The sequence below is a fragment of the Pseudomonas sp. NPDC087817 genome (genome assembly GCF_044742875.1).
In the GTDB taxonomy this organism is placed as follows: Bacteria; Pseudomonadota; Gammaproteobacteria; order Pseudomonadales; family Pseudomonadaceae; genus Aquipseudomonas.
Genome location: NZ_JBIUVJ010000012.1, coordinates 13134 through 31151 on the forward strand (window position 1 = coordinate 13134; position 18018 = coordinate 31151).

Sequence of the window (18018 nt, forward strand, 5' to 3'; positions counted from 1 at the left end):
AGAACCGCAGGGTAAAACCTCTAGTTAAGTCAAGGTCAAGAGCTTTTTCAGCATGATCAGCAAGGAAAACGTGCACAAGCCACTCACTGTTGGCGAGGTCGCGGCGCGCAGCGGTGTCGCGGTCACGGCCCTGCACTTTTATGAGTCCAAGGGTTTGATCAAGAGCCAGCGCAATGCCGGCAATCAGCGCCGTTATGCGCGAGCCGTGCTGCGCCGGGTAGCGTTGATCAAGGTCGCACAACGGCTGGGAATTTCCTTGGCGGAGATTGGCGAGGCACTGAAAATCCTCCCGGACGACCGCGCACCGACGGCGGCGGACTGGAAGAAGCTCTCGGAGCAATGGCGGCGAGAACTGGATGAACGGATCAATCAACTGACGTTGCTGCGTGACCGGCTCAATGGCTGCATCGGTTGTGGTTGTCTGTCGATGGAGGCATGCCCGCTGCGCAATCAGGGCGATGTGCTGGGCGAACAAGGGCCGGGAGCGCACTTTCCAACCTGAGTGAAATCTTCTGGGTAAATGTAAAACTTGTGGTGAGGGGATTTATCCCCGATGGGTTGCGAAGCAGCCCCTAAGCCTCCCAGCGCGGTAATCCTGAAAGAATGAATCGGCAGGTTTTAGGGCTGCTTCGCAACCCATCGGGGATAAATCCCCTCGCCACAGTTATATGCCTGTTCAACGTGAAGTGACTGCTCGTCGGGCGAAATTCCTGGCCGTGAAGACAGTTCTATAGTGATTCTTCCGCCGATGCGGTGAAGCCGCATTTCGTAAAACAAAAATCAGGGAGAACGTCATGAGCGTAAAACCCATCCCCGAGGGGTATCACAGCATTACCCCGTATCTCGGCATCGAAAAAGCCGCCGAGGCCATCGACTTTTATAAGAAAGCCTTTGGCGCTAACGAAGTCATGCGCCTGGACATGCCTGATGGCCGCGTCGGCCACGCGGAACTGCGCATCGGTGACAGCGCGATCATGCTCGGTACGCCGTGCGATCAAGGCCCCTTGAGCGGGCCGGACACAGCGATTTCGGTCGGTTTGCATCTGTATGTGACGGATGTCGACAAATCATTTCAACGGGCACTGGATGCCGGGGCGACGACGGTGTCCGAGGTCAAGGATCAGTTTTACGGTGATCGCAGCGGGACATTGAAAGATCCGTACGGGCATCTGTGGTTTCTCGCCTCGCGCAAGGAAGATTTGACCGAGGAGCAAATCAAGCAGCGGGCGATGGAGATGTTCCAGCAGAGTTGAGATTTGCTGTGTGATCAATGGCCTCTTCGCGGGCAAGCCCGCTCCCACAGGATTTTGCGGGGTGACATAGATAGTGGTCACACTAAAGCTCCCTGTGGGAGCGGGCTTGCCCGCGAATGGGCCATCACTGACAACACACTTCATGAACCGCCACACCACATTTAGCCCCTTGCCCCGAACCCCGGACAATTTCAGGATGCATCCCACAAGCACCCTGAAAAAGGATCAGCCCGATGTTTGCCGGATTTCTCAAAGACCAGCGCCACGTCAACGGCGTCGACATCGCCTACCGACTCGGCGGTAGCGGGCCGGGGCTGTTGCTGCTGCACGGCCATCCGCAGACCCATGTGATCTGGCACAAAATCGCCGAACAACTGGCCGAACACTTCACCGTGGTCGCTGCGGATCTGCGCGGTTACGGCGACAGCAGTCGGCCCGCCGCCGATGCGCTGCACCGCAATTATTCAAAACGCGAAATGGCCCGGGACAACGTCGAACTGATGAAGGCGCTGGGTTTCGAGCAGTTTTCGATCCTCGCCCACGACCGTGGCGCTCGGGTCGCCCATCGCCTGGCCCTCGACCACCCCGCCGCCGTGCAACGCATGATGCTGCTGGACATCGCCCCGACCCTGGCGATGTACGCACAAACCAACGAAGCCTTCGCCCGCGCTTACTGGCACTGGTTTTTCCTGATCCGCCCGGCGCCGCTTCCGGAAACCTTGATCGAGGCCGATCCCGAATCGTACCTGCGCAGCGTGATGGGCAGTCGCAGCGCCGGGCTCAAGCCGTTCACTGAACAGGCGTTCGGTGAATACCTGCGTTGCTTGCAGCTACCCGGCAGCGCTCGGGGGATCTGCGAAGATTACCGCGCCAGCGCCGGCATCGATCTGGAGCATGATCGCGCCAACATTGCCGCAAGCCAGCATTTGAATCTGCCGCTGCGGGTGCTATGGGGCGCTGACGGTGTCGTCGGACGCTGCTTCGATCCGCTCGGGGAATGGCAGCAAGTGGCGACGAACGTGACAGGCCAGGCGCTGCCCGCCGGCCACTATCTCGCCGAAGAAGTCCCGCAACTACTGCTCGCGCAAGCGCTGGATTTTCTGCGCTGAACGGAGCCTGCCAATGTCGATGCTATGCTGGCGGCTTCTGCCGACAGTGCTCGTTTTGACATGACCCAGAAGAAAGACGCCGTGCCCCTGCCCGAAGACCTGCGCGTACTGCTCACCGTGATCCGCAAGCACGGCTTCGCCGCTGCGGCCGATGAGTTGGGGCTGTCCCCGGCCTACGTCAGCAAGCGCATCCAGATTCTCGAAAGCACCCTCGGCGCGCGCCTGCTGCATCGCACCAGCCGCCGCGTCTCGCTGACCGATGACGGCGAGCGCGTGCAGCGCTGGGCGTTGCGCATTCTCGATGATTTCCAGCAACTGCACGACGAACTTGCCGACGCCCACGACAGCCCGCGTGGGCGTCTGCACATCTGTAGCAGTTTCGGTTTTGGCCGCAATCACGTGGCGCCTGCCGTTTCATTGCTTGCCGAACGTTATCCGGCGCTGGAGATTCGCCTGGACCTGTTTGATCGGGTGGTGGACATCATCCATGAAGGGTTCGATCTGGAAATCCGTGTGGGCGACGATATTCCTGGCCAGCACATCGGCCGGCGTCTGGTCAGCAACCGGCGAGTGCTGTGTGCGGCACCGAGCTATCTGCAGCGACGCGGCACACCGCAGACGCTCGATGAGTTGCAGCAACACGATTGCCTGGTGATCAAGGAACGCGACAACGCGTTCGGCATCTGGAATCTGGATCGCGACGGCACGCAGGAAAGCGTGCGGGTCAGCGGGCCTTTATCGTCGAACAACGGCGAGATTGTCATGCAATGGGCGCTCGATGGGCGTGGGATATTGCTGCGCTCGTTGTGGGATGTGAAGCCGCTGCTGGATGACGGACGTCTGGTTCAAGTGCTCGAGGATTACCGTCAAAGTGCCAACGTCTGGGCGGTGTACCCGACGCGACTGGCGCATTCGGGGAAATTGCGTGCGTGTGTGGAGTTTTTGCAGGCGCATTTCCGGGATCTGTCCCTGTAGCCCAACCACCATAAAACCCTGTGGGAGCTGGCTTGCCAGCGATGGCGTCGGTTCAGCCAATACAAATGCAAGATGTGCCGGCCTCATCGCTGGCAAGCCGGCTCCCACAAGTTACGCTTTCAATTCAGCCAGGGATTGGCGGCCAGATGCTCGCGTTCAAAAGCCTTGATTTGCTCGCGGCGCTGCAAGGTGCTGCCGATGGCATCCAGCCCCAGCAACAACGCCGTCTTGCGCAGCGTATCAATCTGAAAGTCGATCACCGAGCCACCGGCCAGACCGATCTGCTGTGCCTCCAGGTCGATACTGATACGCGCTCGGTCAGGCTGACTGACCAGTTGTGCGATCTGCTGGACCTGCGCCTCTTCCAGGGTAATCAACAACACCCCGTTACGTTGGCAGTTGTCGTAGAAAATCCCGGCAAAACTGCTGCCGATCAACGCGCGAATGCCCATCTGCTGCAAGCCCCACACCGCATGTTCACGGCTGGACCCGCAACCGAAATTCGCCCCGACCAGCAGAAAACTCGCGCCCTGCCACGCCGGCTGGTTCAACACGAACGCAGGATTGGGCGTGCCATCGGCGAGAAAACGCAAATCGAAAAACACGCCACGATCCAGCCCCTGACGATCGATGCCCTTGAGAAACTGCTTGGGCATGATCACGTCAGTGTCGACGTTGGCCGCCAGCAGCGCTGCGGCCTGGCCGCTGACGTGAGTGAAGGGTTGCAGGCTCATGGGCGTTCTCCAAAGTGGCGGATGTCGGTGAGTCTACCGCTGATCGCAGCGGCGGCGACCATCGCCGGGCTCATCAGATGGGTGCGCGCGCCGGCGCCCTGACGGCCCTCGAAATTGCGATTGGTGCTTGAAGCACAGCGGTCGCCGGGGGCCAGGATGTCGTCGTTCATCGCCAGGCACATCGAGCAACCGGACTGACGCCATTCGAAACCGGCGTCGATAAAGATCTGCGCCAACCCTTCGGCCTCAGCCTGAGCGCGGACTTCGCTGGAGCCCGGCACGATCATCGCCCGCACATGCGCGGCCACCTGTTGCCCGCGCACGACGCTGGCGGCGTCACGCAAATCTTCGATCCGGGCATTGGTGCATGAGCCGATAAAGGCATGGCTGATGACGATATCGCCTAGCGCCATACCCGCTTCAAGACCCATGTAATTGAGCGCGCGACGCATGTCCTGGCGCAGGATCGGGTCGTCGATGTCTTGTGGGTCCGGTACTCGCGCACCGATGGCGGCGGCCTGATCCGGGCTGGTGCCCCAAGTGACCATCGGTTCCAGCAGACCCGCATCAAGATGAATTTCCCGGTCAAACCGCGCACCCGGATCACTGCGCAATTCACGCCACGTTGCCACTCCGCGTTCCCACAGTTCACCTTCAGGCGCACGCGGTTTGCCTTTGAGATAGGCGAATACTTTGTCGTCCGGCGCCATGAACGCACCGCGTGCACCGGCCTCGACCGCCATGTTGCAGATGGTCATGCGCGCCTCGACACTCAGGGCAGCAATGGTCGAACCGCAGAACTCGATGGCGTAACCGGTAGCCCCGGACGCGCCGATCCGGGCGATCAGCGCCATGATCACATCCTTGGAGGTCAGACCCGGCGCCAGTTGGCCATCGACTGTCACGCGCAGGCTTTTCAGGCGTTTGTAAACCAGCGTCTGCGAGGCCAGCAGATGCTCGATTTCCGAGGTACCAATGCCGAAACCGAAAGCGCCGAGGGCGCCATAGGTGGTGGTGTGGCTGTCGCCGGCGGCGATCACCATGCCCGGCAGAATAAAACCCTGCTCGGGGGCGATCACATGTTCGATGCCCTGGCGCTTGTCGAGAATGTCGAGCAATTCGATACCGAAGTCCCGACAGTTTTCCGCCAGATATGACACTTGCCGGGCGCCACCCGCGTCGGGCATCGCCGCGACCCGCTGCGGTGCGGTCGGGTTGACGTGGTCGACCACCGCCAGCGCCGTCCCCGGGCGCCATACCTCGCGCCCGGCATCACGCAAACCGCTGAAGGCCTGTGGACTGGTGTATTCGTTGATCACCTGACGATCTATGTACAACAGGACGTGGCCCTGATCGTCGAGGCGACACACCGTGTGCGAATCGATGTGTTTGTCGTAAAGGGTTCTGGGGGTCATGAACAGCACTCACGCAGGGAATCCGGGTGAGCTCCATCATAGGCAGCGGCGAGTTGCCATCAATCGGCAGACAGTGATCGCGTCGTCCATGAATCGTGTTTGATCTGCCGGGCACCGAGGTCCCGTCCCCTGCGGTAATTGTGCTGACCAAGCGAATTGCGAAACATTTGCTTTCATATCGCTTTTCGGGATTTACCACGCTCATTCGTCCTATAGAGATGCAGGCCGTTCGCGTAGGCAAAAGCCACGAGCGCCTTTCGGGGATTCCCGTGCTGCGAAGCCCGTAGCCCGCTCCCTTCCACCGAAAACAAGACGCGCAATCATGTCGAAGAAATCCCGTTCAAAACTATGGTTCCTGGTGCATAGCTGGCTGGCGTTGCCGATCTGGTTTTTTGTCCTGATCGTCTGCGTGACCGGGACACTGGCGGTGGTCAGCCAGGAAATCGTCTGGCTGGCCAACCCGCAAATGCGCGCCAGCCAGCCGTCGGATGACGCCCCGCTGCTCAGTTACGATCAGGTGCTGACGGCGATCAAAAAAGCCGAGCCACAGACAATCGTCGAAAGCATCAGTCGTCCGGACGAGTCGCACTTTGCCCTCGATGTCGAAGTCAGCTACCCCGACGGGCGCTCGCTGACGGTCTACGTCAACCCGTACACCGGCGTCATCCAGGGCACCGCGCCCACCTTCGACTTCAAGGCTTTCACCCGCGCCCTGCACGGCTGGTGGCTGGTGCCGTTCACCAACGGCTACAGCTGGGGCTGGTACCTGGTGTCGTTTCTCGGCGTGCCGATGCTGGTGTCATTGATTACCGGCCTGGTGGTCTACAAACGCTTCTGGAAAGGCTTTCTGCGCCCGACCCTGCGCGTGCGCCACGGCGCGCGGATTTTCTGGGGCGACTTCCATCGACTGTCCGGTATCTGGTCAATCTGGTTCATTGCGGTGATCTCCATCACCGGCATCTGGTTCCTGATTCGGGCGTTCCTGTTCGACAACCAGATTTCAATCTCGAGTGAACCGATCATTCCGGCCATGTCCCGTGAAAGCGTGCCGATTTCCGCAGCCGGCACGCCGCCCCCGCGCATCAGCCTGGATCGCGCCGTCGAAATCGCTCAGCAGGAGATTCCGGGACTGGAAGCCAGTTTCGTCAGCCTGCCGGGTAACGCTTACAGCCACATGAGTGTCGGTGGTCGCGGCTGGTATCCGTTGATGTTCCAGACCGCGACACTCAATCCGTACAACGGTGATATGGCCGCTTCACGTTTGCTCTCCGATCGCTCCTCGCTGGAGTTCGTCACGGAATCCATGCGCCCGCTGCACACCGGTGACTTCGGCGGTATCTGGATCAAGCTGATCTGGTTTTTCTTCGGCCTGCTGCTGAGCATGATGGTGCTCAGCGGCTTGCTGATCTGGACCAAACGCACTGCCCTCGCTACCGCAAACGCGCTCAAACGCGAAGACAAGAAAAACCGCACCAAGGCACAAGCGGTCATGAGCCGTGAACCTTCGGAGGCCACCCAATGAGCAAGTCCAAAACGACCGCGGCGCCCTCGCCACTGGCGCGTTTCTGGCGCAAATGGCGGTTTCATATCAACATCCTGTTGCTGTTGATCCCGCTGGGCTTCATGCCCAAGTACTTCGCCGACGCTTCGCTGTTTCGCGGCGACAGCGGCCTGGGACAACATGAAATCGGCAATATCCAGGTCGGGCCATGGAGTCTGCGCCTGGCCGAACTGCGTGACCAGGCCCCCATCCTCACGGGCCCGGCCGGCTACATGAAAGACTTCAGCGCAGCCCTGTGCGATACCTGTGTCGAACAGGTCAAAGCCACCTACCTGCGCATCGGCAAGCCGCGCAGCCTGCGCGCAGCCGGAACCATCTTCTTTGGCACGCCCTACCGCATGGGCACACAAATGCCGATCCCGGAAAAGACCAAAACCGACGCCGAACTGTGGATCACCATGGAAGGCTGGGACGGCAGCATGCATCAGGCCTCGATTCCCCTGAGCCAGGCCTCCCCCGCCACTGTCGCCTGGCTGAATAAACAAGGAGCCAAACCATGAGCCCTGCCAAACATCCTTCCCGCCTGCGGCTGGGCGCCGCGCTGCTGGTGCTGTGCGCCGGTTTCAGTGCCAGCGCCCTGGCGCATAACCCGATGTGCGAATGCAAAGCCATCGACGCCGAGCAGATCAAATGCACCGGTGGTTTTTCCGACGGCAGTGGCGCACCGGGGGTGACCCTGGACGTGATCGGCTACGACGAAACCATTCTGGTGCCGGGCAAGCTCGGTAGTGATTCGACGCTGACCTTCAAGAAACCCGGCGCCGAGTTCTACGTGCTGTTCGACGCCGGCCCCGGCCACGTCGTCGAAATCGACCAAGCGGATATCGAAGCCCCATGACCACGCCCACCACACAAATCGTGCGCCCGGCCGGTGCCGGTCATGAAACCCTCAACGTTCTGCTGCTGTGCCTGCTGATCCTCGCGCTGGCCGGTTCCGTGGTGGCGTGGCGCGGGGTGTCCCATGACCCGGAACCGGTCGCGAGCGATCAACTCGATGCTCGCCGCGACCTGAGTGCCGCCGAGCAAGGCATTTATGCCGACCTGCGCGTGACCCTGGACGAAATTCGCTTGCTGCGTGAAGAGCAGAAAACCCTGCCGACGCCACAAAACCTCGCGGATGAAGGCTTTGCGCCGTTTGCGCAGGACGCGAGTTCCGTCAGCCGTGGCGGTCATGCCTGGCAAATGCAGGCAGACACCGCCTACTTCGGCCACAGCCAGACGCCTGCCGTTGCCGGTTCGTTTCTGATGCGCATCGACAGCGACGACAAGGCTGCGCCGGATATCTGGCTCAACCGTGACGCCGCTCTCACGGCGCCGCAGGATCTGACCGACGCTGCGCTGTCTGCCGCTGGCTGGAAACAGATCGTCACGCAATACGATGCCGGGGTTACCCGCGAACATCGCCATTGATTCCTCGCCCTCAACCGAGAGAAGACCGTTTGCCCATGTCCAGTTCATCGCCTCGTCGTCCTTTATTGCGTCTGTTTCTGTTTGGCCTTTGCGCCTGTCTGCTGAGCCCGTTGGCCAGCGCCGATGAGGCCAAGCGCCTGCGCATCGGCATTACCCTGCATCCTTATTACAGCTATGTGGCGAACATCGTCGGCGACAAGGCCGAAGTCGTCCCGTTGATCCCGGCCGGTTTCAACCCGCACGCCTACGAGCCGCGCGCCGAAGACATCAAGCGCATCAGCGGCCTCGACGTGATCGTGCTTAATGGCGTGGGCCATGATGACTTCGCCGACCGCATGATCGCCGCCAGCGAAACACCGAAGATCAAAACCATCGAGGCCAACGAAAACGTGCCGCTGCTGGCCGCCACAGGAGTCGCCGCACGGGGTGCCGGCAAAGTGGTCAACCCGCACACCTTCCTGTCGATCAGCGCCTCCATCGCGCAGGTCAACAACATCGCCCGGGAGTTGGGCAAAATTGATCCGGACAATGCCAAGACCTACACCCAGAACGCTCGCGCCTACGGCAAACGCCTGCGGCAGATGCGTGCCGATGCGTTGGCCAAACTGACCCAGGCGCCGAACGCCGAACTGCGTGTCGCCACCGTCCACGCGGCTTACGACTATCTGCTGCGCGAATTCGGCCTGGAAGTGACGGCCGTGGTCGAACCTGCACACGGGATCGAACCGAGCCCCAGCCAGTTGAAGAAAACCATCGACCAACTGCGCGAACTGGACGTTAAGGTGATTTTCTCGGAAATGGATTTCCCGTCCACGTACGTCGAAACCATTCAGCGTGAGTCGGGTGTGAAGCTGTATCCGCTGTCGCACATTTCCTACGGCGAATACACCGCCGACAAGTACGAAAAGGAAATGACCGGCAACCTCGACACCGTGGTGCGGGCGATTCAGGAGTCGGGGGCATGACTGTAAAAGAAACCCTTTCTGACACCTCCAAATCCCCTGTGGGAGCGAGCCTGCTCGCGAAGGCGCCCGATAAGCCAACATCTTTATCGAATGACGCACCGCTATCGCGAGCAGGCTCACTCCTACAGGGTTTCGGGCCGACGCTGGATTTTGCGGGGGTTTGCCTGACGCTGGGCCGCACCACGATTCTCGACAACGTCACCTTTCAGGTTCTGCCCGGCAGCGTCCATGCGCTGGTCGGCCCCAACGGTGGCGGCAAGAGTTCGCTGATCAAGACCCTGCTCGGACAGATGCCGCACCAAGGCCAGCTCAGCCTGCAATGGCCCGGCGAGCCCGGCACCATCGGCTACGTGCCGCAGGCGCTGGAGTTTGATCGCGGCTTGCCGATGACCGTCGACGATTTCATGGCTGCGATGTGTCAGCGCCGCCCGGCGTTTCTCGGTTTGAGCAAGCACTACGCCGGCGCCATCGGCGAGGCGCTGGAACGGGTCGGCATGCAGGACAAACGCAAACGGCGCATGGGCGCACTGTCCGGCGGCGAACGTCAACGCGTGTTGCTCGCCCAAGGCCTGATCCCTGCCCCGCAATTGCTGGTGCTGGATGAGCCGATGTCGGCCCTCGATGAGGCCGGGATCCAGGTGTTCGAGCGCCTGCTCGGCGACTGGCGCGCGGCGGGCATTACAGTGCTGTGGATCGAGCATGATCTGGAAGCAGTCGGGCGTCTGGCCAATCGCGTCACCGGCCTCAACCGTCGCGTGCTGTTCGACGCCACGCCACAACAGGCGCTGACCCCGGAACGTCTGCTGAGCCTGTTTTCAACCCATCCACGGAGCGCTGTCTGATGAGTTATGAAGCCTTTCGCTTGATGGTTCAGGGCTGGGCGTCCTCCGGTTACCTGCCGGAAGCGCTGGCCTATGGTTTTGTGGTCAACGCGCTGCTTGCCGGTCTGTTGATCGGCCCGGTACTGGGCGGGCTCGGTACGCTGGTGGTGGTGAAACGCTTTGCGTTTTTCTCCGAAGCGGTCGGCCACGCCGCCTTGACCGGGGTGGCCATCGGCATTCTGCTCGGCGAACCTTACACCGGACCGTATGGCAGCCTGTTCGGCTACTGCCTGCTGTTCGGCATTCTGCTCAATTACCTGCGCAACCGCACCGGCCTGGCGCCGGACACTCTGATCGGCGTGTTCCTGTCGGTATCGCTGGCGCTGGGCGCGAGTCTGCTACTGATTCTGGCGGGCAAGATCAACGTGCACATTCTGGAAAACGTGCTGTTCGGTTCAGTCCTGACCGTCAATGGCAATGATCTGGCGGTGCTGGCCATCGTCGGTTCACTGGTCATGGCTTTGGCGCTGCCGCTGTACAACCGCATCATGCTGGCCAGTTTCAACCCTCAGTTGGCCGCCGTGCGCGGCGTGGCGGTGAAGACCCTGGATTACCTGTTCGTGATTCTGGTCACGCTGATCACTGTGGCGGCGGTAAAAGTCATCGGCGCGATTCTGGTCGGCGCGTTGCTGGTGATTCCGGCAGCGGCGGCGCGCTTGCTCAGTCAGTCGCTCAAGGGCTTTTTCTGGTGTTCGGTGCTGATCGCCACCGTCAGCACGCTGTGCGGAATTCTCGCCCCCATCGTATTCGATCTGCCGATCCCGTCTGGCGCCGCGATCATTCTGGTCGCCGGCATTGCTTTCGCCCTCGCCGCCATCGCGCGCGGGGTTGTCCCGAGTCTGAAAGGGAATCTTGGATAAATGACTTTTTCATTGCGCAACCTGACCTTGGCCATGGCCCTGTGCGGCGTGGTCTGCACACCGCTGATGGCCGCTGAAAGCAGCAAGCCCTTGCGGGTGCTGGCCTCGCTACCGATCACCTACGGCTTGGGCGAAGTGCTGCTCAAGGGTACTGACATCAGCCTGGAACGCGCCGCACCGGCAAATTTGCCGGGCAGCCGACAGACCGCCTATTTCACCGGTCGCGGCGCCCCGGCGCTGAGCAAACTGGCGACCGGGGCTGACGCGGTGATCGGCGTGCGTTCGCTGTGGGCCGATGATCCGCTGTATCCGATCGCCCGGCGCAGCAACATCCGTATCGTCGAGGTCGATGCCGCACGCCCGGTTGATGGCGCCCTGCCCGGCATCGCCGTGCAACCGGGCTCGAAGGTCGATGGCTTGAACAGTCAGCCGTGGCTGGCGAGCAACAATATGGGACGCATGGCCGACGTGATGGCGGCGGATCTGGTGCGTCTGGCACCGGCTGCCAAACCGAAGATCGAAGCGAATCTGGCGGCGTTGAAACAGCGCCTGCTCAAACTCAGTGCCGACAGTGAGGCGCGTCTGGCCAGTGCCGATAACCTGAGTGTGATGAGTCTGAGCGATCACTTCGGTTATCTGATCGGCAGCCTGAACCTGGAGCTGATCGGACAGGATCCACGTCCTGATAGCGAGTGGACGCCGGAGGATCTGAAGCAATTGACGGCGACGCTCAAGGACAATGATGTGGCGGTGGTGTTGCATCACCGGCAGCCTTCGGACGCGGTGAAAGCGGCGATTGCCGAGTCGGGTAGTCGTCTGCTGGTGCTGAGTACCGATGCGGCGGATCCGGTGACTGAGCTTGAGGGGAATGTGGATCTGCTGCTCAAGGGTTTGAGCGGCGCATAACTTCAGTTGTACCGAGTCATCGTTCATCGCTGGCAAGCCAGCTCCCACAAGGGTTGGTTGTGTTCCACAAATGGTGTACACACCGCAAATCACTGTGGGCTGGCTTGCCAGCGATGGGGGGCTAAAAGGCACCACAAGTTCCAGCCATGAAAAAACCCGCTGACTGTCACCAGTCCAGCGGGTTTCTTTTTGGCCGGCAGCTTATTGAGCGGCAGCCTGTGCTTCCATTTTCTGGCGCAGGCTCAGTGGGCGCATGTCGGTCCAGACTTCTTCGATATAGGCCAGGCATTCCTTCTTCAGGCCGCTCTTGCCCACGGTGCGCCAACCTTCAGGCACGGCTTTGTAGTCCGGCCAGATCGAGTACTGCTCTTCGTGGTTGACCACGACCTGAAAGAGGATGTCCTCGCGGTCGAAAACTGACGTCATGCTGGTTCTCCATCGTTGTAAGGGTGGCTGCACATCGGATGCAGCCGGGTATGTAGAAAGAACGTTCGGCGCGGCGAAAAATTTACACAGCGGCGGTGGCGGCAGCCAACGCACGGCCAAAAATCTCGGCGACGCGGTCGATTTCCGCTGCGGTGATCACCAGCGGTGGCAGGAATCGCACCACCGCACCATGACGACCGCCCAGCTCCAGAATCAGACCGCGCTTGAGACATTCGCGCTGCACCAGTGGCGCCAGACGCGCAAACGCGGGGGGATGGCCGAGCGCATCCGGCGTGCCCGTTGGATCGACCAGCTCAACGCCGAGCATCAAACCACGGCCTCGAATATCACCGAGTTGCGGGAAATCGCGCTGCAGGATGTGCAGGTGTTCGCTCAGGCGCTCGCCCATGGCAGCGGCGTGCTCGCAAACCTTGTGCTCCACCAGATAACGCATCACGGCGGAACCGGCGGCCATCGCCATCTGGTTGCCACGGAACGTGCCGGCGTGGGCACCCGGTTGCCAGGTGTCGAGCCAGTCGCGATAAACCACCACCGCCAGCGGCAGACTGCCGCCAATGGCTTTGGACAGCACCACCACGTCCGGCGTAATACCGGCGTGCTCAAAGGCGAACATTTTGCCGGTGCGGGCAAACCCACTCTGGATCTCATCGACGATCAAGGCTACGCCAGCTTTCTCGGTGATGCGGCGCAAGCCGCGCAGCCATTCGATGTCGGCTGGAATCACACCGCCCTCGCCCTGCACCGCCTCGACGATCACCGCCGCCGGCAATTGCACGCCGGCTTCGGGATCGTTGAGCAGGTTGTCCAGATAGCTCAGGTTAGCTTTCACACCCGCCTCGCCACCGAGTCCGAACGGGCAACGGTAGTCATACGGGAACGGCATGAATTGCACGCCGCTGCTGAGCAAGGCGCCCAGCGGCTTTTTCGGCCCCAGGCTGCCCATCAGGCTCAACGCCCCCTGGCTCATGCCGTGATAACCGCCGGAGAACGACAGCACGGTGCTGCGCCCGGTGGCGGTGCGCACCAGTTTCAGCGCGGCTTCGACAGCATCGGTGCCGGTCGGGCCACAGAACTGGATTTTCGCCTGCGCCGCCAGTGCCGGCGGCAGCAGGCCGAACAGATCCTGGACAAATTGATCCTTGACCGGCGTGGTCAGGTCCAGCGTGTGCAGCGGCAGTTCATCGGCCAGCACCTGCTGGATCGCCTCGATCACCACCGGGTGGTTATGCCCCAATGCCAGCGTTCCCGCCCCGGCCAGGCAATCGATGAAGGTCCGGCCCTCAACGTCTTCGACATACAGGCCCTTGGCGCGTTTGAGTGCCAGCGGGATGCGGCGCGGATAGCTGCGGGCATTGGATTCCTGCCGGGCCTGACGGGCCAGCAGTGGCGATTCGTTGAACTGGTACAACGTTTCTGCTGGCGCCGAGCTGACCCGGGCCGACGACTCTTCGATAAGGCTGGTGGCGACTGACATCTCTCGACCCCTCAATTCGCTATGGATTGTGACCAAAACAGCACACCGGACAGGTGCGCATTCCGGTTGCGGGGCGCACTTGCAGGTTTTCCTGTTCTGGAAACGCTTAAGCGAGGCGAGGATTTAGCCCCTTGAGCGACTGATCATCCGGACATTGCCAGTGGCGTGGACATAGGCAAGATCTGCAAGCCTTTGTGGACGAGGCGTGGGGCAGATTCGCGGTAGCCGAGATGGCGATAAAACGCTTCCCCGGTGCGCGTGCTGTTCAGGTGCGCATGGAACACGCCACGCCCTTGCAGCCAGCCTTGCAGATCGCTCATCAGCGCCCGCCCTGCGCCCCGGCGAAAGGATTCCGGTTGAACGTGGCAGAGCACAATGTCACCACTGGCCTGCGCCATGCCGACGCCCACCGGTTTGTCCGCCAGCAAGGCGATACTCAGGTAGAAGTGCGGATCGGCCAGCCGGGCACTGATGAAATCGGCGGACTGCTGACCGATCCAGTCGCTGACAAGTTGGGGGTCATTGCGATGATCGAGCGCACAACCGAAGCGGATCGAGCGTTCGATGATACGGCTGATGATTCCGACATCGGCCAGAACGGCCGGACGAATACAGATGGGTGCTTCCATGGCGCTGTCCCCTCAATCCATTGAGTCAAAGCTGCGCTGACCTTAGCGTCACCGCCAGCGAATAACCAATGGAGAGAAGTTACATTTGATGTGCGCCACTCCTCTAGGAGTGAGCCTGCTCGCGATAGCGTCGGTTCATTCCACACTCATGGGACTGAACGATTGCTATCGCGAGCAGGCTCACTCCTACAAGGGAAAGTGGTGAATTCAGACGGCTTGCAACGGCATGGTCAGCTCGACGCGCAAGCCATCCGGGCGGCTGTCGAAATGCAGGGCACAGTCGCAACGCTGGACGATCGCCTGGACAATCGCCAGGCCGAGGCCGCAGCCGGTGCTCTGGCCGTTGCGCCAGAAGCGCTGAGTCAGATGCTGCAGATCATCCTGCGCAATGCCCGGGCCATGGTCACGCACGACGAAACGTACGCGGTTGCCAATGGTTTCCAGACGTAACTCCACCGCACAGTCCTCAGGGGTATGGCGCAAAGCGTTATCAAGCAGATTGCGCAACGCAGCAATCGACAGCACCGCAGGCATGTGCAACGGCGCTGTGGAAAGCTCGGGCGGCAGGTGCAACTTGATCCGCAGACGCTCACCGCCCGTGGCATCGGCAATCGCCAGCCTGGCCACTTGCTCGGCGCTGCATTGCGAGCCATCGTCGAACGACAGGCTGCCCTCCACCCGCGCCAGCAACAGCAATTGTTCAAGCGTGCGATGCAGCCGGTCGGCACCTTCCTCGGCCCGCGCCAGCGACTGGTCGCGGGCACTGCCGTCGGTCATCCGCGCCACTTGCAGGTGCGTCTTGATCGCTGTCAGCGGGCTGCGCAATTCGTGGGCGGCATCACCGGTCAATCGACGTTCACGTTCAAGGGTCTTGCCGATGCGCTGGAACAGTTGATTCTGGGTGTCGAGCAACGGCTTCAATTCGCTGGGAAACGACTGCAATTGCAACGGCTCAAGCGAGTCGGCATTGCGCCGCATCAAGGCTTCGCGCAGGCGGTTGAGCGGTGCCAGCCCCTGGCCGATGCCCAGCCACAGCAGGCACAGACAGCCGAGCAGCGCCACACCGACAGGCACCGAAGCCGCCAGCAGGATCGACATGTTCAGGGCTTCGCGCTCGATTTGCCGATCCGCCGTGGTGATCCGCACATCGCCGCGAGCCAGGGTGAAGCTGCGCCATGGCGCACCATCGATCATCTGGTCGTGGAAGCCCATTTTTTCGGCCTCCAGCGCTTGTTCGGGATGGTTGTGACTGCGAGCAAGAATTTCCCCGCGCAGCGAACTGACCTGACACGCCATGCCGCCGGGAATGTTCAGTTGCTCGGCACTGAAATGGGTGCCCTCGCCCTTGCTCGGCAGCGCCGGCAGTTGCTCCAGCAGCCCGGCGACCATGCGCGCCGACGCCACCAGACGCTGGTCGAGGGAGAACATCATCTGGTTGCGCAGATCGCTGAGCATCCAGGCTGCCGCCAGCGCCCAGATCAGCGCGAACGCAGCGCCGAGGGTCAGGCTCAGGCGCAGTCGCAGGCTCATCACTTGCCTTGATCTCCACCATCGGCCGGGCCCAAGCGATAGCCCAGACCGCGTACGGTTTCGACGATGCCTTTGCCGAGTTTGCTGCGCAGGTGATGGATATGCACATTCAACGCGTTGCTTTCCAGCTCATCGTTGAAACCGTAGACGCTGTCCTTCAACTGCTCGGTCGACAGCACCCGGCCGCGATTGTGCAACAAGGCCTGCAACAGTGATTGCTCACGTCGCGACAAATCCACCGGTTGTCCGGCCAGGGTGGTTTCGCGGCTGCTCGGATCGTAGGTCAGCGCGCCGTGTTCGATCAGGTTGACACTGCGCCCGGCCACTCGCCGCAACAAGGTTTGCAGACGCGCGAACAGCTCGCGCAGATCGAACGGTTTAAGCAGGTAATCATCCGCGCCGGCCTGCAAGCCATCGACCCGGTCGGTGACCGAATCGCGCGCGGTCAGAATCAGCACCGGAATTTCCAGACCGTGCTGGCGCAGCTGCTGCAACAGTTTGAGACCATCTTCGTCGGGCAGGCCGAGATCAAGCACCATGACATCAAACTCGGCAACCTTGAGCATCGCCCGCGCCTTGGACGCGGTGTTGACGTGTTCGACGGTCAGCCCCTGAGCCGTGAGACCGGCAACGATGCCGCTGGCGATCAGCTCGTCGTCTTCGCAAACCAGTACGTGCATGGGTGCTCCGTGAATAAAAAGGCGAGTGAAGCAGGCGAGGATTAAGCGGCAATTATGGCCGTCACCGAGGTTCCCGGGAAGACGGGATAAAAACCGCTGCATAAAACCTGGCGCGAAAAGCCACAGTCACCGGGCGTTCAATCCTCTCTCACTAATAAAGAAACACTTTTCACCTATATATAAACAGCCCAATCAATTAATTTAAAACCGACAACTTAAACAGCCACAAAATTGATATGTAGAACACATCAAAACTATAACAAATCGTCTCTATTTACTGGCTCCCCGGCCCGAAAAAAAATCGATAACAGCCATTGACTCGAAATTATGCGCAACTTAATCACTTCATGAAAGAGCTAGCGCAGAGCAACTCAAAGCAACACATTCACCCTATTTAAATTAAAGGATCAAGATATGCCCGCATTAAAAAATTTTGTCGCCGTGGATTGGCGTTCCGGAAAGGACCGGATCTATTTTTTCTTCAAAGACACCAACACTTACTCTCGATTCAATATCGGCGATAATGAAGTTCCCTCCGGTTATCCGAGACCGGTTGCCGGAGGCTGGGATACCCTCACTGATATGACGACCTTGCGTTTCGGCTTTAGTACGACCGGAATCCCCAGGCAAGACGTGTTCTTCGACGATCGTGACATCCTCTGGTTGTTTTCTTATCAGGATGGAATTCCGACAGTGAACTGGTACAACCAGGACACCGACAAGAACATGGGTTTCCAACGCGTTGAAGAATCAATATGGTATCGCCTGCTACCTTATTTCGATCGCATCATCGGAGGTTTCTGGTGGGGGTCCAACGTTAAAAGCGAACTTTTCCGATTCATCCTGAATGATGGCCATTGTCTCGTACTGAACCTGACGACTGGCAGAGTCAAACGCGACACTATCAACCACCGTAACTGGCCCGGTTTATCGCCCTTTAAAGATCGAATTATCTCAGTGGTACAAAATGATGTGCCAGACCCCACAAGGATCTATTTCTTCCTTACCAACAATGAGTACGTGACCTATTCAGGTACAAGTGTACATGGCCCCTACGAGGTTGATGAAGGACGCTGGCCAGGCTTGTTGCGCGACTGATTGGCCAATCATGGAGGGGCTTGTAGGATAGGGTTAATTATCGGTTAATCGCCGCCACCCATTCTGCATCTCACTTGCACAGGGACAAGGC

General features: G+C 60.3%; 20 protein-coding genes. 13 read left to right on the plus strand and 7 right to left on the minus strand.

Annotated elements, in window-relative coordinates; genetic code table 11:
* Positions 1-52: 52 nt before the first annotated feature.
* The 4 genes from soxR (at position 53) to ACIONG_RS11910 (ending at position 3337) form a co-directional block, all read left to right on the plus strand.
* Positions 53-502, plus strand: coding sequence for a redox-sensitive transcriptional activator SoxR (soxR, locus tag ACIONG_RS11895; RefSeq protein WP_401299505.1), 450 nt, complete (start codon positions 53-55; stop codon positions 500-502).
* 292 nt (positions 503-794) lie between these two features.
* Positions 795-1253: a VOC family protein gene (locus ACIONG_RS11900; RefSeq protein WP_103304813.1), complete on the plus strand. Its 459-nt coding sequence runs from the start codon at positions 795-797 to the stop codon at positions 1251-1253.
* Between the two features lie 233 nt (positions 1254-1486).
* On the plus strand, positions 1487-2362 hold the full coding sequence (locus ACIONG_RS11905) for an alpha/beta fold hydrolase (protein ID WP_401299510.1): 876 nt from the start codon (positions 1487-1489) through the stop codon (positions 2360-2362).
* 24 nt (positions 2363-2386) lie between these two features.
* On the plus strand, positions 2387-3337 hold the full coding sequence (locus tag ACIONG_RS11910) for a LysR substrate-binding domain-containing protein (RefSeq protein ID WP_401299513.1): 951 nt from the start codon (positions 2387-2389) through the stop codon (positions 3335-3337).
* 119 nt (positions 3338-3456) lie between these two features.
* Here the strand turns inward: ACIONG_RS11910 and leuD are convergent, their stop codons facing one another.
* Positions 3457-4071: a 3-isopropylmalate dehydratase small subunit gene (gene leuD / locus ACIONG_RS11915; RefSeq protein WP_315445910.1), complete on the minus strand. Its 615-nt coding sequence runs from the start codon at positions 4069-4071 to the stop codon at positions 3457-3459.
* Positions 4068-5486, minus strand: coding sequence for a 3-isopropylmalate dehydratase large subunit (gene leuC / locus ACIONG_RS11920; RefSeq protein ID WP_401299517.1), 1419 nt, complete (start codon positions 5484-5486; stop codon positions 4068-4070). The genes leuD and leuC overlap by 4 nt, the downstream gene beginning before the upstream one ends.
* Before the next feature lie 322 nt (positions 5487-5808).
* Between leuC and ACIONG_RS11925 the strand changes: the two genes are divergently transcribed.
* From ACIONG_RS11925 to ACIONG_RS11960, 8 genes are read left to right on the plus strand one after another with little or no spacing between them, the layout of a single operon-like run.
* Positions 5809-7008, plus strand: a complete 1200-nt coding sequence (locus ACIONG_RS11925) for a PepSY-associated TM helix domain-containing protein (RefSeq protein ID WP_401299520.1) — start codon at positions 5809-5811, stop codon at positions 7006-7008.
* A complete protein-coding gene (locus ACIONG_RS11930) occupies positions 7005-7547 on the plus strand; it encodes a thiamine pyrophosphate-binding protein (RefSeq protein ID WP_103304807.1) in 543 nt (180 codons plus the stop codon). Before ACIONG_RS11925 ends, ACIONG_RS11930 begins: the two co-directional genes overlap by 4 nt.
* Positions 7544-7885 (plus strand): hypothetical protein, encoded by a 342-nt coding sequence (locus ACIONG_RS11935; protein WP_103304806.1) that lies wholly within the window; start codon positions 7544-7546, stop codon positions 7883-7885. The genes ACIONG_RS11930 and ACIONG_RS11935 overlap by 4 nt, the downstream gene beginning before the upstream one ends.
* Entirely contained in the window at positions 7882-8457 is a 576-nt protein-coding gene (locus ACIONG_RS11940; RefSeq protein ID WP_103304805.1) for a DUF6162 family protein, read from the plus strand. The genes ACIONG_RS11935 and ACIONG_RS11940 overlap by 4 nt, the downstream gene beginning before the upstream one ends.
* A 35-nt stretch (positions 8458-8492) precedes the next feature.
* A complete protein-coding gene (locus ACIONG_RS11945) occupies positions 8493-9422 on the plus strand; it encodes a metal ABC transporter substrate-binding protein (protein ID WP_401299524.1) in 930 nt (309 codons plus the stop codon).
* Positions 9419-10264, plus strand: a complete 846-nt coding sequence (locus tag ACIONG_RS11950; RefSeq protein WP_401299527.1) for a metal ABC transporter ATP-binding protein — start codon at positions 9419-9421, stop codon at positions 10262-10264. The genes ACIONG_RS11945 and ACIONG_RS11950 overlap by 4 nt, the downstream gene beginning before the upstream one ends.
* Positions 10264-11163 carry a metal ABC transporter permease gene (locus ACIONG_RS11955; protein ID WP_007917717.1) on the plus strand — a complete coding sequence of 300 codons (900 nt, stop codon included), beginning with the start codon at positions 10264-10266 and terminating at the stop codon, positions 11161-11163. Before ACIONG_RS11950 ends, ACIONG_RS11955 begins: the two co-directional genes overlap by 1 nt.
* Complete coding sequence (locus ACIONG_RS11960; protein WP_401299530.1) at positions 11164-12069, plus strand: metal ABC transporter substrate-binding protein; 906 nt, start codon at positions 11164-11166, stop codon at positions 12067-12069.
* 201 nt (positions 12070-12270) lie between these two features.
* On the opposite strand, the gene ACIONG_RS11965 is transcribed toward ACIONG_RS11960, so the two are convergent.
* From ACIONG_RS11965 to ACIONG_RS11985, 5 genes are all read right to left on the minus strand, one after another.
* Complete coding sequence (locus ACIONG_RS11965) at positions 12271-12495, minus strand: MbtH family protein (RefSeq protein WP_007917715.1); 225 nt, start codon at positions 12493-12495, stop codon at positions 12271-12273.
* Between the two features lie 82 nt (positions 12496-12577).
* A complete protein-coding gene (locus tag ACIONG_RS11970) occupies positions 12578-13990 on the minus strand; it encodes an aspartate aminotransferase family protein (protein ID WP_401299534.1) in 1413 nt (470 codons plus the stop codon).
* Positions 13991-14133: 143 nt separating this feature from the next.
* Positions 14134-14619 carry a GNAT family N-acetyltransferase gene (locus ACIONG_RS11975; RefSeq protein WP_401299537.1) on the minus strand — a complete coding sequence of 162 codons (486 nt, stop codon included), beginning with the start codon at positions 14617-14619 and terminating at the stop codon, positions 14134-14136.
* 207 nt (positions 14620-14826) lie between these two features.
* Positions 14827-16149 (minus strand): ATP-binding protein, encoded by a 1323-nt coding sequence (locus ACIONG_RS11980; protein WP_103304799.1) that lies wholly within the window; start codon positions 16147-16149, stop codon positions 14827-14829.
* On the minus strand, positions 16149-16829 hold the full coding sequence (locus tag ACIONG_RS11985) for a response regulator (protein ID WP_103304798.1): 681 nt from the start codon (positions 16827-16829) through the stop codon (positions 16149-16151). Before ACIONG_RS11985 ends, ACIONG_RS11980 begins: the two co-directional genes overlap by 1 nt.
* Positions 16830-17243: 414 nt before the next feature.
* On the opposite strand from ACIONG_RS11985, the gene ACIONG_RS11990 reads away from it, so the two are divergent.
* Entirely contained in the window at positions 17244-17927 is a 684-nt protein-coding gene (locus ACIONG_RS11990) for a hypothetical protein (protein ID WP_401299542.1), read from the plus strand.
* Positions 17928-18018 lie beyond the last annotated feature (91 nt).